The organism is Vibrio sp. KUL78, from assembly GCF_059725505.1.
This window is the reverse complement of sequence record NZ_AP045837.1, coordinates 2,132,099-2,145,674: the sequence shown is the minus strand read 5'-3', so window position 1 is coordinate 2,145,674 and position 13,576 is coordinate 2,132,099. Positions and strand designations below refer to the sequence as shown.

Sequence of the window (13,576 nt, the reverse complement as noted above, 5' to 3'; positions counted from 1 at the left end):
TCTGACACTAATCGCTGCTCATAATATGTCATCTTTGTTACAAGGTGTAGACGTGCAATTCTATGATAAATGACGTTGGAGCCTTGCTACGCGTGCGTTGATCTTTTTGCTTTGAAGGAGGAGCGAGAATAGGTTTCTCGCTATGGCTGGTAAAACGCAATAAATCTTACAAAAAAACTAAGCCAAGTGACCGATATTATTCTAGTTTGTGGGTAGAGGTTAAATAAATTTCAGCTTCGCGTTCAAATGGCGTCACAAACGCTCATTATCCAGAATTTGCGGGGCTCTCACAGAATAAGGAGTCCGTGAGATGAAAAAACCAATGTCTGCTTTGTTCGCGTCGATTGCACTTTGCTCGTCGGCGACAGCTTTTGCGTTGGTCACACCAAATCCACCTGCACTGAATGCTAAGGGCTACGTCCTTATGGATTACCAGTCAGGGTCTATTATTGTTGGCGGTAATCAAGATGCGGCACTTGCACCAGCGAGTTTGACAAAATTGATGACAGCTTACGTCGTGGGTAAAGAGATCGAAACTGGCAGAACGACATGGGACAGTAAAGTCGCCGTGAGCGAGAATGCTTGGTCAGTTAAATTCCCCGATTCTTCGAAAATGTTCATTAAGCCAGGTGACAACGTCACGGTTGCGGATTTGATGCGTGGATTGATTATCCAATCGGGTAATGACTCCGCTGTCGCTTTGGCAGAGCATGTTGCTGGTACCGAAAGTGGCTTCGTGGCGCTGATGAACCAGTGGGCTGCCAATTTGGGCATGACAAGTACACAATTTATCAACTCACACGGCCTAGATGGACAGGGCATTCACACGACACCAAATGATATGGCGATTCTGATGCGCCACATCATCGAGGATGTGCCAGATGTCTACAAATTGTATTCAGAAAAACGATTCGTTTGGGCTGATATCCAGCAGTACAACCGCAATAGACTTCTTTGGGACAACTCGCTAAACGTAGATGGTGGTAAAACCGGATATACCTCAGAAGCGGGCTACAGCTTGGTTAGCTCGGCGACACAAGGTCAGATGCGTCTTATCTCCGTTGTAATGGGGACACCAAGTGCACAAACTCGTGTAGAAGCATCAAGGCAGCTACTCAACTATGGATTCCGATTTTATGAGACAGATCAGCTCGCGGAATCTGACGCAACCGAAGTGACGGCGAAAGTATGGAAAGGGGCGAGTAGCGCTATCCCGCTAGGGTTTGAGCAAGACGTTTACGCAACATACCTCCGTGGTAACAGTCGCGGCGTGTCAAAAGAAGTCGAAGTCTTCGCTCCATTGATCGCGCCAATTAATCAAGGTGACATCATCGGCAGTGTGACCTGGAAAGTCGGCAACGACGAAATTGCCACTGAACCTCTCGTCGCTAAATCGAGCGTTGAGCAAGGCTCTATCTTTAAGCGTGCTTGGGATACAGTGGTGCTGTGGTTTAAGTCGCTATTTACTGATGCTAAGGATCTCTGGGAGCAGTAAGCCAGACAAGTAGAGTTAACACTACAAATTCCGTCATCCCCGCGCAGGCGGGGATCTATCCGAAGCGCGTTGTGAAATTAATGTTTATGACTGACTTCATTGGTTCTTTATTTAATGGATTCTTTATTTCATCTCTTTGCATCGCTAGAATAACGCGCTCTTTGATAGTAACTCCGCATCGGTTATGAGCCCACATCTCAAGTACATCTCTGGTTACCCTCAACATCTCGTCGATCAAATCGATGCTATGGTGTCGTCGGGTCGATTTATTCAATGGTTTGAAAAGCGTTTCCCAGACCGTCACCAACTCAAGAGTGAAAAAGCACTCTTCGAATACACCATGGACATCAAGCAGCGTTACATGAAAAAAACGCCGCCTATCTCGAAAGTCATTTGGGATAATAAAATCCACCTGATCAACAATGCGCTTGGTCTTCATACCTATATCTCACGTGCTCATGGTGGCAAACTCAAAGCAAAGAACGAGATCCGAATCGCGAGCGTGTTTAAAGACGCGCCTGAACCGCTGCTTCGGATGCTGGTGGTTCATGAACTGGCTCATATCAAAGAAAAGAACCACGACAAAGCGTTTTATCAACTATGTTGTCATATGGAACCTGACTACCATCAGCTTGAGTTCGATGCTCGCCTTTTTATGATCTACAAAGAATTACTCAATGACTCGTCAAAATAAATCTAACCAACGACCTCGCAAGCAAGACAAGCCGTCAACAATGGTTGTCGATAAGCGAAAAGCGAGTGGACTTCATGCGAACAACAAGCACCAAGGGCGCTACGATTTTAAATGTCTGATTGAAGCTGAACCTGGTTTGGATAACCATGTTGTGAAAAATCCACATGGCGACATGAGCATTGCGTTTTCCAATCCCGAGTCGGTAAAAGTGCTCAATCGCGCTTTGCTAAAAGCGTATTACGGTTTGAGTCATTGGGATATTCCAGACGGGTATTTGTGTCCCCCAATCCCAGGGCGTGCGGATTACATTCACAGGCTCAACGAATGGCTGCAACATGACTTGATGAAAGACCGTCCGGCAAAAGCACGGCTCAAGGTGACCGCACTTGATATCGGTGTTGGTGCGAACTGCATTTATCCAATTGTCGGTGCAACGCAGTATCACTGGAACTGGGTCGGGAGCGATGTCGATGAAGGCTCGTTAGCGAGTGCTGCTAACAATGTTAAGCAGAATACTAAGCTCACGCGAAAGATTGAGTTAAGACACCAGACCCAGAGTGAACACATTTTTGAAGGTGTGATTCAACATGGCGATGTGTTTGTTGCGACAACCTGTAATCCACCGTTCCATAAGTCCGCAGAAGAGGCGCAAAAGGGCACGGAGCGGAAGAACGCGAATCTGACTAAGAACAGACAGCAGCGCGGTGATCTGTTACAGGGAAAAGCGCAGCCAGAGAAAAAGAGCGACGGACTCAACTTTGGTGGGAAAAATGCAGAGCTATGGTGTCCGGGCGGTGAAGAAGCTTTCGTTCTGAGCATGGCAAATGAGAGTAAACAGTTTGCGCACCAAGTCATTTGGTTCTCGACACTGCTTTCTAAGAAGGACAACATTCGCCCACTGCAAAAACGCCTAGAGAAGCTTGGTGCAACGCATGTACTCATTCAAGAGATGGCACAAGGTCAGAAGAAAAGCCGCTTTGTGGCCTGGTCGTTTATGACGCATGAGCAGCGTTTGGTATTGAGTGGACATTTATTGTAGTTAAAATTTGGGCTGGGAATATTTAAAGTTGTTCGTTTAACACTTTTTGATATTTCTCGGCCATGGCTTTATTGCCAGCTTGCACTTCTAGCTGATGTAGTACAGATAGGCTAGGCCTCTGATAACCATATTTTTGATGGAACTGCAGTAACCTTAACCTCGCAACCTGATAGTCACCGTTTCTGACTTCCAAAGCTGACAATTGAATTGTGGCGTTGGGGCGAAGTGGTTCATGCTCGAGGGATTTTTCAAAGTAGCGTTGAGCGCTTTTAAACTGCTTATCCTTCAAGGCACACAAGCCAGCATTTTCATAACTTTCTGCGATTTGGTAGTAATCCGGCCGAGTAACCGCGTCGAGAAAATACTGATGTGCCTTTTCATACTCCCCTTGCTTGCAAAGGTAAGTGCCATAATTGTGATAGACATGACCGTTGTTCGGGGCAACTTTGAGTGCAGCTCTGTATCTTGATTCTGCCATTTTGTACTCCCCAACAACTTCGTAATAATGTGCCATTGAAAGTTGGCTACGATAGTAGTTGGGCGCAAACTCGAGTGCTTTTTCAAAGTCCTGTTTGGCGCGGCTGAATTGGCCTCTTTGAATGTAGGCTAAACCGAGTTCGATGCGCGTTTCGGCAGCAGCAATGGGGTCGACTTTGGTTTCAGTAGAATCACTGACGGTGACGCAACCTCCTATTAGAAAGGAGATTGCTACCATGGTGAGTTGGGTTTGTAAGTTTGCAGAACGGTGGTCTTTGGTGCGAGGAGTCATTTACTATCCGCTGTATTTTTGTCGATCGTCCGCTTATCTTAAAATGCGGTTTAAAGTGATTGGGAGTTGGCATGCGTTAGTGCGAGTGATTGCACATTCAAACACATGTTGTGACAAAACTTTGTATAGAAAACAAGCGAATGGGTTGGAATGGTGACGCTAGTAATAGAGTCATTGCTCCAACTTGGATAAAGTAGACCAGTCCAACAACTAAGGTATCAAACTTGATGAGCAACGCAGACAAACCCTGGCTACAAACCTACCCAAATGATGTACCGGCAACCGTAGATGTTGACCAGTATGACAACATCAACGATATGTTTAAAAAGCCCTTTGAACAGTTCGCTGATAATACGGCGTTTGTGAACATGGGTCATTCGCTAACCTATCGTGAACTTAACGAGAAAAGTGAGGCGTTTGCTGCGTACTTGCAAACTGAGCTGCATGCCAAAAAAGGTGATCGCATCGCCCTAATGATGCCGAACTTACTGCAGTATCCAATTGCTATTTTAGGAGCGCTTAAAGCAGGTTTGGTGGTTGTGAATGTTAATCCACTTTATACTCCTCGTGAGCTTGAGCATCAGCTTAGAGACTCTGGCGCAACCATTATTGTCGCCGTCACCAACTTTGGTAATAGCCTCCAGCAGGTTATCGATAAGACAAGCCTCAAGCACGTCATCTTAACCAGCATTGGTGATGCTTTAGCGCCTCACAAACGTACCTTGGTGAATTTTGTTGTGAAGTACGTAAAAAAGATGGTGCCGAAGTATAGCCTTCCAGGCGCTATCTCGATGCGTCGTGCTCTGACCGATGGCAAGAGAATGACGTTTGCCGAGCCGACAATCGCAAACGATGATCTTGCTTACCTTCAATACACGGGAGGTACAACAGGTCTAGCGAAAGGTGCGATGCTGACTCACCGCAATGTCATTGCCAACGTATTACAGGTATTTGGTCACTTTGGCCCTCGTACAGCGAAAGATAAAGAGCGTGCTGTTACACCACTTCCTCTGTACCACATCTTTGCGAACTCAGTGAGTATGATGCTGATGATGTATATGGGTGGCAGTAACTTGCTGATTACGAATCCACGCGATCTGAATAGCTTTATTAATGACTTAAGCAAATACCCATTCACCATGATCTTCGGTCTCAATACCTTGTTTGCTGCGTTAAACAAGAATGAGAAATTCAAAGCACTCGACTTCTCTCATGCCGAATTCACAATCGCTGGTGGCATGGCAACTCAGCAGCACGTCGCCGACGAATGGCAAAAAATCACTGGCATGCCAATCATTGAAGGCTATGGTTTGACGGAGTGTTCGCCAGTTGTAGCGGGTGGTGTTCATACCCAGCAGAAATATGTCCCAGCGGTCGGTGTTCCTTTACCGAGTACTGAACTGCGTATTGTCGATGAAAGCGGCGCGCCACTCGGTGTTGGTGAGGTTGGCGAGATTCAGATCCGCGGACCTCAAGTGATGAAAGGGTACTGGAAGCAAGACGCGGAGACGAACGCAATTCTCACTGCAGATGGTTGGCTCTATTCAGGCGATATCGGCCGTATGGACGAGGACGGCATCTTCTATATTGAAGACCGCAAGAAAGACATGATTCTTGTCTCTGGCTTCAATGTCTTCCCAAGTGAAGTCGAAGAAGTTGCAACGCTACATCCAAAAATTATCGAGGCAGCTGCAGTTGGCGTGCCAGATGACATAGCAGGTGAGCGAGTTAAACTGTTTGTCGTGGCTAATGGCGCGGTTACGGCCGATGAAGTAAAACAACACTGCCGTAAGCATCTAACAGGCTATAAGAGACCGACGATAATTGAGTTTAGAGACGAACTGCCGAAAACCAACGTCGGTAAAATCCTAAGAAGAGAGCTTCGTGACCAGTAACGCGCTTTGATGCGTATCTACTATCGAACATAAACTGGCGCAAATCGCCCATCTAAGCCACACTTTATGTGTGGCTTTTCGTTAGTAGGAGACTGCGATGAAAAACGAACTTGATCCTAACAAAGTTCTCAAGGCTTACGATACGATTATGTCTAATGGCACCGAGACTGAACTGGGAAAGATCTACGAAGGGGTAGAGGCCTATTCGGATTATGACGGTTACAACGTTTATATGCGAGGTAATGGCGTAGAACTCTCTATGGGCTTTCACAACACCTATCATCTGGAGTATGACCAAGAGCACCTGCGCGATAGTTTCCTGCGCAAGGTAGCGATGTTATCTAAATAAACAGCTTGGTATCACTCTTCATTGCTGGAGCAGCTCATAGTATTGGTTGCTCTAGCTTTGCTCCTAAATCTCGCCTGAATTACGGCATTATGCGCTTCCAAACGATATCACCATCCTCGCTTAATCCATGTTGTTGTTTTGTTATAAATGTTAATTATATCTTGGTGTTAGCTCAATCTAAATGAGCGGCTGCTTCCATTTTACCCCTACAGTTAGTGCTCCAGCTCTATATTCCACATATTTAATGTGGTTATTTGATAAAAGAGCCTGGCAAGTGACAATTCAGACACTAACCTTCGAGATGAATGTGTGTCAAATTGTAACAAGGAAGGGAGTTATGAATTTTACAAGAACGTTACTTGCAATCACCATTTCCTCTGTTTTGTTCGCATGTGGTGGAAGTGATGATGGAGGAAGTACGCCAGCAGATCCTTCGGTACAAAGCGTGTCTGTGACGGGTAAGGTAATTGATGGTTATATTCAAGGTGCGACGGTTTACGTGGACCTCAACTTAAACCGCAAACTGGATGAGGGCGAACCCTATGCCACTTCCGATGATACGGGCGGCTATTCTATTCAAGTGTTGGAGTCACTGATTGAACAAGCGCAGACTGCACCGATCAGAGCGTATATTGGTGAGGGAGCGATCGATCTCGACACGGGTGAAGAATTTGATGACACACCGGTGATACTATCGGCGCCGCCTATTCTTGACCTTGCTTTGGATACAGCGCCACCGGCGGCAGCTGTGACGCCGTTCACTACCGAACTTGCAGATCGCATAGAGTCTAGTTTAGAGCAAGTACAAAAAGGTACTGCCGATAAAGCCCAAGTTGAGGCTATTATGAATGCTGCGACGAAAGAAATTGCAGCTGGATATGGCATTGAAGACACCGATGCGTTGATGGGTGATTTTCTTGATGAGACCACAGTGCCAACGGAGACAATGGAAGAGCTAAAAGTGGTTGCTGTCAAACGCGTCGATGAGTTGCAAGCGGACTATAAGCGTCAGCAAGAAGCCGAAGAGGAAGCTGAAGAAGGTCAAACGGTCAAAGTTGGTTCGTCTCGAGAAAGCTTTGTTGAGTGGCATACAGGTGAGTTGCTGCATCTACTGGAAGAATGGAAAGAAGTTACCACGACAAATGATGATGACAGCAGTACAGTCGTCACAACAGCGACGCGTTATTTCACCGATTCTAACTACGAACTTATTAAAGACGGTTCTGGGAACCCTATCGCTTACGAAACCTATCAAGTCACCGAAAACTTTGATGGTACAGGTGCGTTTACCGCGCTAACCAAATACAACATCGATAAGAATGGTGATGGAGACGCTCGTTTCTTTGGTCAATCTTATAAGATGGGTACAGTATCGGACGATAAGGCAACCTGGGAGTTCATTGAGTACTTTGATGAGGGCAGTCCATCAGACGATGACCCTTCGCTTGTTGATCTTGGAAGAACCTATGACGACATCAATCTCGTCGAAGCGGTGCAAAATGGCGATATGTCTGGTATGGATATGATTCAGACGAAGGTGGATAAAACGGAGTTCACTGATGCTGGAGACTTAGTCTATCGATATAACTTTGTTGAATATGATGCGCAAGGATTTGAGTCTGTTGAGGCAACAGAGCCAAGTTATGCTGAAAATCGAACAACCACGGTCATGGCTGAGAGTACCATTCATGTCGTTGAAAAAGACTGGGATGCGGATGGCTCAGTGAATGAACGTAGTCAGCAAGTGAGCTATGCATCAGGAAAGAGCACAGTTATAGAAGCCCGCCCAGTTTGGGCTTGGCGAGGCGACGATGTTTGGGAAGAGTATGCAGATTATCGTTACGGCTGGAATGATGAGCGGGTCAACTACTGGTATGAGACCGAGGTAACCGTTGAGATGGTTGATGGTGTGAAAACTGAATCCACAAGCGGTAAGCGATATGTGTTGGATTCTAAAACCAACACCGCTGGTGAAGATAAAGTGCTGTTCCACGAATATACCGCGACTTACCACTATGTTAGTGATGAGCTGACTATAGAGGTCGCAGACTGGAAACACCACGCCTTAGAGAGCCACGACTTTACTGTAGATCAAGATGACATCGGTCAGAAAGTAACGTACTGGCAACTTGACGCGCCGAAGTTTGGTCTATGGGTTGGTCATGAGTTCGCGGAGTGGGGTACTAAAGATGTAGCAGACCTCGCTGATAAGATTGCGAGCGTGTTGGAAAGCGGTGTCGCTATTGAGGACATCGATGAGACTCACATCGCAGGTCTGAGTTCCTACAATGGTGAGCTATTCACCGAGAGCTTTATTTACGACGAAGACGATAAAGCACGCACTTGGTACAACGTGTACTCGGAAAATGCGCTGGATGATAACCCTACGTGGGAAATGGAAACCATGACATTAACCGTCGAGGATACAGGATTGGTATTCCTTGCTGCTCCAGGGGCGTTGTTTGCGCTGACTCCTGACAACGGGGATATGATTTGCTTTGGCGATTATTGTACCGACACCGTCACAATGCCGCTGGCTGAGTTTGATGCGGCAACCGGTAGCTTTAAAACGTACTTCGGATGGCGTGAGAATGAACCGAATTACTTCTTCCAAACCGAGGCAGAAGCAAAAGCCAAATTTGATGAACTCACCAAATAATTAATGCGTTATTTCAATAAAACAAAGCCCCTCGCTAATGAGGGGCTTTTTAACACTAGAAAGCTTATCGCTAACGAAGGTTACTCTTCAGTCGTAAACGCATCTTCACTAAAGTGGTCAAGATCGTAAGGTGTTTGTTGGTAAACACAGTAGTTTAGCCAGTTAGCAAACAATAAGTGACCGTGACTACGCCAGCTCGCATTCGGCTTGTTGTCTGGATTGTTGTTTGGGTAGTAGTTAATTGGAATAGCAGGCTCCATGCCTTCACCCAAGTCTCTCACGTATTCGTTATGTAAAGTATGAGAGTCGTATTCAGGGTGACCTGTCACGAATACGTTTCGTTTGTCTTTCGTTGCCGCGAGATATACGCCGGCGACATCCGAGGTTGCCAGAATATCGAGATCTGTGTGTGATTCTAAATACTCTGGTGAAAAGTCAGCGTAACGAGAATGCGGTGCTAAGAAGGTGTCATCAAAACCGCGCAGGATAGGGTGGTGCGGGTCATGAATTTCATGGTGATACACACCTGACAGCTTCTCTTTGCGAGTGCGTTTGGGAAGATCGAATAAGAGCTTTAGGCCCGCTTGTGCCGCCCAACAGACATACAGCGTCGAGGTAACATGCTTGCTTGCCCAGTTCATGATGGTTTGTAGGTGATCCCAATAGATCACATCTTCAAACTGAACCAAACCAAGTGGTGCACCTGTGATAATGAGTCCATCAAAGTTACGGTTTTTAATAGTTTCAAACTGGCGGTAGAAAGTATCAAGGTGCTCAGTTGGCGTGTTCTTACTTGGTCTGTCGTCGATACGAAGAAGTTCGACATCAACCTGAAGTGGGCTGTTTGAAAGCAGTCTTAAAAACTGGGTTTCCGTTTCAATTTTCTTTGGCATCAAATTGAGAATCAATACCTTAAGCGGACGGATTTCCTGAGTCGAGGCGCGAGACTCTGACATCACAAAGATGTTCTCTTCACGCAGGACGTTAGAGGCAGGTAGTTGATCGGGAATCTTAATTGGCACAGCTTTCTCCCTAAGCTCTGTTTGGTCTTCTGGACGTCTATACTTCTAAAGTTAACGCAAACGTTTTTGCTTGTCGATAGTTAATTTTAGCTTAGGTGTAATCGGTTTAATGCAATACGTCATGACGTACATGGGTGAGACAGGGTACAATCACAGCACTTTCTATATTTTGCGGTGATCTTGTTTGAAACTCACGTTAATTCGCGGTCTTCCAGGTTCTGGAAAGAGTACCTTGGCGAAAACCCTCGACGCGCTGCACTTCGAAGCTGATATGTATTTTATCAATGAAAAAGGTGAATATTGTTACGACGGGGACAAGATTGGCGAAGCACACGAATGGTGTCAGCAGCAGGTCGAGAAAGCACTGGCGGCTAACCAAGACGTGGTCGTTGCCAATACCTTCGTTCGCCTGTGGGAAATGAAGGCATATAAAAATTTGGCTAAACGCTACAAGGCCGAGTTGGACGTCATCGTTTGTCACGAGCGTTACCCGAACGTACATGGCGTGAGTGACAGCGTCATCGCCAAGATGCGAAAACGTTGGCAAGACTAACCTTATTCACTTTAAAACAGAAAAATCTAATTATGGCAAAACGCTCTCCAGTCATCGAAATGACGTCGTACGGCATCTATTCTACATGGGACTCTGGCTCAAAAGATCTTCCAAAAATACAAGACTTTACAACCATAGTCCCAGCGGATGAACATATTGAGTTTGGTTTTATCGTCAATATCAAAAAGGCCAAAGGAGAAAAGGTGCGCTATTGCATCTATCATCCGGGTGTTCTTAGCAAAAAAGGACAGGTCCTTGCTCCATTTGACGGTGAAGAGCACGTAGGCAGCAATGATTGGGATTTCTACCTAGGCGATACGATTCAGTTGCTTCATCCTGTTGACGGATTGGAAAGTAACCTAGGTGAATGGCACATGGTCATTGAGATGCAAGGCAAAGTGATTGCTGAGAAAAAATTCAAAGTGACGGCGAGAGATGAAGGTCAGTTTTGGAAAAATCGCGGTTTCTAATCACAATTCGCCTTAATAGCTTTGTTCACCGCGTTGAAGACAAATCGACGGTTTTGGCGTGTGCTGCGGATAGTGGTTGCACGCTAAAACGTATACGTCGCTCTCGCAATTGGACGTTGACCGGAGAAGCTACCCAGCTTACGAAGTTTGCGCTTGAGGCTAACGTTGGGTGGATATCCGTTGCGGTTGATAAAGCCCTTGAAGGCTATAAATCACCGATTCAAGAAGTGCTGGAAAAAGACCCAGAAATAACCGTTGCGGACCTGATGTTTCAATCTGGTTGCACACTTGCCGAAGCGCGCGCTGCAATCGATGAGTTTGAGGACTTATAAAAAAACCGCGTTGTTCCTATTGGGCATAAGTACAACACGGTTTTGAGCTTTCTACTGCTTTGGCAATTACGCAGTCACGTAAGAAATCACAAAGTCAGTGATCTTAACCATGTCTTCTACTGAGATAAACTCTTCAGTCGTGTGAACTTTCGACATACCAGTAGATAGGTTAACTGTTGTTAGACCTTTCTCGTTGAAGTTGTTTGCATCGCTACCACCGCCAGTGTGTTTGGTGTTTGCTTCAATACCGTTAGCTGCAAATACTTCTTTGATCTTCAGTACATGCGCGTCATCTTCTGCAATCACGAATGCGTCATAGGCACGTGTTGATTCGATTTCAACTTCGGCGCCGAACTTCTCTGCCGATGCCTGGAATGTTTCTACCATGTGGTTGACTTGAGCTGTAAGTTTGTCGCTGTTAAGAGAGCGTGCTTCTGCAACTACCGTCAGTTCTGGCATTACGATGTTTGTCGCTTGACCACCGTTCACAGAGCCGATGTTTGCTGTTGTTTGCTCATCGATTCGCAGTAGCTTCATGTTCGCGATAGCATCTGCTGCAACCATAGCTGCGCTGATACCTTCTTCTGGTGCTAGACCCGCGTGAGCTGGACGGCCTTTGATCTTAGCTACAATTTTTTGCTGACCAGGAGCGCCTGTTACGATAGTGCCGATTGGGCCGCCTGTATCGAGTACGATTGCGTTCTTAGACTGAATGTAAGACATGTCGAAGTACTCAGAGCCGAATAGACCGCCTTCTTCATGCACAGTGAACGCAACTTCAATTGTTTTGTGCTCACGGTTTTGCTCTTGTAGGCAGCGCACAGCTTCCATGACTGCTACGATACCTGATTTGTCGTCGCCACCAAGGATGGTGTCACCTTTTGAACGGATAATACCGTCTTCAATAATTGGCTCGATACCGATGCCTGGCGTTACTGTGTCCATGTGAGCACTGAATACGATGCTGCCTTCTTGTTTACCTTCAAGACGACCGTATACGTTAAAGCCATTTGTGTACTGCTCAGGTACAGGTAGTTTACTTACTACGAAACCTAGCTCACCAAGTTGCTCAGCAATCGCTTCTGCGACGGCTTTTTCATTGCCAGATTCGCTATCGATTTTTACGAGGTCACAAAAATGGTTTACTAGGCGTTCTGTATTTACTTGAGTCATGGGATCACTTCACGTTAGTGGAACAGGGGAAGACCACTTTACACGCTAGTTGGAGACCAAAGACCTGAGATAAATCAAAGAAAGGTCCGCAATTTAGAGAATATGACTGTCTTTTGACCTAGTTTTGTTTGGAAAATTTGTAACAAGCTGCAATGGTGGTGCATATGACGATAAAACATCCAATCCATTGAAATAAAGACATCGTCTCTTGAAGAAATACTGTCGCAAATATTAGGCCAAACAAAGGCTCTGTTCCCATCAATAAAGACGCTTGGCTCGCTGGCAGGTGCTTCACGGCATAGTTCTGGATAAAAAACGCCATGAGCGTGCAGCAAAGCGCGAGATAGAGAAGGCTGGTCCATCCGTGCGTATCAAGACTTCTGAGCACGGTGATCATTGAAGGTGAATTTTTATCAAGTATGAGAAGCCCTAGGCTCATTACTGTGACCGTGGCAAGCTGAACTAAGGTAATCAACTCAACATGGAAGGTAGTGCTCGTAAACGCTTTTCTACAGGCAACGACCATTACGCCCCTCAGAAAGGCTGCGACTAGCACCAAGCCTACCCCCAAGTCTAAGCGAAGCGCGACTTGGTGTGGTTCTGCTATCAGCATCATTCCGGTCACACCGACAGTGCAAAGAAGGAAAATCCCCTTTGGTAGCTGAACCTTAAGCCAGAGTTTCTCTAGGATTGGTGTAAACAGCACACACAAGCTTATTAGAACGGCTACTTGCCCAGCTTGAGCCAGTTTGACCGCCCAGGTTTCAGTAACAAAGATGCAGCTTAGAATCAGTCCCGTTGAGACGCCCACCTGCAAATACTGTTTTTGATTGTCAATATAGTGGCTTATTTGTCCTTTATTGACAGCGATAGTGAATAAAATTGAGCAGCTAATCAAAAACCGAAGAAACAGTAGCTGTGGCACAGATACATGGCTAAGTATCTGTTTTGAAACTCCATAACTGGTTCCCCAAACGATGGCGACCGCAAGAAGCCCTAAAATAGCCCAGTGAAATGAGACCTTGTTAACGAAATTCCTTTCCATTTAGCTGTTACCTAAAAGTTAATTATTAGTGTCGGTCTACCTATGCTAACTTATGAATATGGATGTGATAATACTCCCAAT

Annotated in this window: 13 protein-coding genes; 9 read left to right on the top strand and 4 right to left on the bottom strand. The window is 45.9% G+C overall.

Going from position 1 to position 13,576, the window contains the following annotated elements:
- Positions 1–310 precede the first annotated feature (310 nt).
- The 3 genes from AC6I8Y_RS09965 (at position 311) to rlmF (ending at position 3,228) form a co-directional block, all read left to right on the top strand.
- Positions 311–1,495: a D-alanyl-D-alanine carboxypeptidase family protein gene (locus AC6I8Y_RS09965; RefSeq protein ID WP_234495748.1), complete on the top strand. Its 1,185-nt coding sequence runs from the start codon at positions 311–313 to the stop codon at positions 1,493–1,495.
- 184 nt (positions 1,496–1,679) lie between these two features.
- Positions 1,680–2,189 carry a M48 metallopeptidase family protein gene (locus tag AC6I8Y_RS09960; protein WP_394151422.1) on the top strand — a complete coding sequence of 170 codons (510 nt, stop codon included), beginning with the start codon at positions 1,680–1,682 and terminating at the stop codon, positions 2,187–2,189.
- Entirely contained in the window at positions 2,173–3,228 is a 1,056-nt protein-coding gene (gene rlmF / locus AC6I8Y_RS09955) for a 23S rRNA (adenine(1618)-N(6))-methyltransferase RlmF (protein WP_498020088.1), read from the top strand. Before AC6I8Y_RS09960 ends, rlmF begins: the two co-directional genes overlap by 17 nt.
- Positions 3,229–3,250: 22 nt before the next feature.
- Here rlmF and pilW read toward each other — a convergent pair whose 3' ends face one another.
- The gene (gene pilW / locus AC6I8Y_RS09950) at positions 3,251–3,943 is read right to left on the bottom strand and encodes a type IV pilus biogenesis/stability protein PilW (RefSeq protein ID WP_394151765.1); all 693 of its coding nucleotides are present in this window, start codon (positions 3,941–3,943) and stop codon (positions 3,251–3,253) included.
- A gap of 281 nt (positions 3,944–4,224) precedes the next feature.
- On the opposite strand from pilW, the gene AC6I8Y_RS09945 reads away from it, so the two are divergent.
- From AC6I8Y_RS09945 to AC6I8Y_RS09935, 3 genes are all read left to right on the top strand, one after another.
- A complete protein-coding gene (locus tag AC6I8Y_RS09945) occupies positions 4,225–5,892 on the top strand; it encodes an AMP-binding protein (RefSeq protein WP_498020087.1) in 1,668 nt (555 codons plus the stop codon).
- A 97-nt stretch (positions 5,893–5,989) separates the two neighbouring features.
- Positions 5,990–6,241 (top strand): DUF3081 domain-containing protein, encoded by a 252-nt coding sequence (locus tag AC6I8Y_RS09940; RefSeq protein WP_394151419.1) that lies wholly within the window; start codon positions 5,990–5,992, stop codon positions 6,239–6,241.
- A gap of 337 nt (positions 6,242–6,578) precedes the next feature.
- Positions 6,579–8,900, top strand: coding sequence for a hypothetical protein (locus AC6I8Y_RS09935; protein ID WP_498020086.1), 2,322 nt, complete (start codon positions 6,579–6,581; stop codon positions 8,898–8,900).
- Between the two features lie 80 nt (positions 8,901–8,980).
- On the opposite strand, the gene metA is transcribed toward AC6I8Y_RS09935, so the two are convergent.
- The gene (gene metA / locus AC6I8Y_RS09930; protein ID WP_234495755.1) at positions 8,981–9,922 is read right to left on the bottom strand and encodes a homoserine O-acetyltransferase MetA; all 942 of its coding nucleotides are present in this window, start codon (positions 9,920–9,922) and stop codon (positions 8,981–8,983) included.
- Between the two features lie 184 nt (positions 9,923–10,106).
- Here metA and AC6I8Y_RS09925 point away from each other — a divergent pair, with 184 nt between their 5' ends.
- From AC6I8Y_RS09925 to AC6I8Y_RS09915, 3 genes are read left to right on the top strand one after another with little or no spacing between them, the layout of a single operon-like run.
- A complete protein-coding gene (locus tag AC6I8Y_RS09925) occupies positions 10,107–10,475 on the top strand; it encodes an AAA family ATPase (protein ID WP_394151417.1) in 369 nt (122 codons plus the stop codon).
- Positions 10,476–10,507: 32 nt separating this feature from the next.
- Positions 10,508–10,945: a DUF3859 domain-containing protein gene (locus AC6I8Y_RS09920; RefSeq protein ID WP_252012061.1), complete on the top strand. Its 438-nt coding sequence runs from the start codon at positions 10,508–10,510 to the stop codon at positions 10,943–10,945.
- Positions 10,924–11,277, top strand: coding sequence for a ribosome recycling factor family protein (locus AC6I8Y_RS09915; RefSeq protein ID WP_394151415.1), 354 nt, complete (start codon positions 10,924–10,926; stop codon positions 11,275–11,277). The genes AC6I8Y_RS09920 and AC6I8Y_RS09915 overlap by 22 nt, the downstream gene beginning before the upstream one ends.
- Positions 11,278–11,343: 66 nt before the next feature.
- Here AC6I8Y_RS09915 and AC6I8Y_RS09910 read toward each other — a convergent pair whose 3' ends face one another.
- Positions 11,344–12,450: a M20/M25/M40 family metallo-hydrolase gene (locus AC6I8Y_RS09910; RefSeq protein ID WP_498020085.1), complete on the bottom strand. Its 1,107-nt coding sequence runs from the start codon at positions 12,448–12,450 to the stop codon at positions 11,344–11,346.
- A 118-nt stretch (positions 12,451–12,568) separates the two neighbouring features.
- Entirely contained in the window at positions 12,569–13,495 is a 927-nt protein-coding gene (locus AC6I8Y_RS09905) for a DMT family transporter (RefSeq protein ID WP_498020084.1), read from the bottom strand.
- Positions 13,496–13,576: the final 81 nt, after the last annotated feature.

Excerpts from the sequence above, each read along its gene's own strand:
- AC6I8Y_RS09920 (WP_252012061.1), top strand. The coding sequence starts at position 10,508 with ATGGCAAAACGCTCTCCAGTCATCGAAATGACGTCGTACGGCATCTAT.
- AC6I8Y_RS09910 (WP_498020085.1), bottom strand. The coding sequence starts at position 12,450 with ATGACTCAAGTAAATACAGAACGCCTAGTAAACCATTTTTGTGACCTC.
- AC6I8Y_RS09940 (WP_394151419.1), top strand. The coding sequence starts at position 5,990 with ATGAAAAACGAACTTGATCCTAACAAAGTTCTCAAGGCTTACGATACG.
- rlmF (WP_498020088.1), top strand. The coding sequence starts at position 2,173 with ATGACTCGTCAAAATAAATCTAACCAACGACCTCGCAAGCAAGACAAG.
- AC6I8Y_RS09960 (WP_394151422.1), top strand. The coding sequence starts at position 1,680 with ATGAGCCCACATCTCAAGTACATCTCTGGTTACCCTCAACATCTCGTC.
- AC6I8Y_RS09965 (WP_234495748.1), top strand. The coding sequence starts at position 311 with ATGAAAAAACCAATGTCTGCTTTGTTCGCGTCGATTGCACTTTGCTCG.
- AC6I8Y_RS09905 (WP_498020084.1), bottom strand. The coding sequence starts at position 13,495 with ATGGAAAGGAATTTCGTTAACAAGGTCTCATTTCACTGGGCTATTTTA.
- AC6I8Y_RS09935 (WP_498020086.1), top strand. The coding sequence starts at position 6,579 with ATGAATTTTACAAGAACGTTACTTGCAATCACCATTTCCTCTGTTTTG.
- pilW (WP_394151765.1), bottom strand. The coding sequence starts at position 3,943 with ATGGTAGCAATCTCCTTTCTAATAGGAGGTTGCGTCACCGTCAGTGAT.
- AC6I8Y_RS09945 (WP_498020087.1), top strand. The coding sequence starts at position 4,225 with ATGAGCAACGCAGACAAACCCTGGCTACAAACCTACCCAAATGATGTA.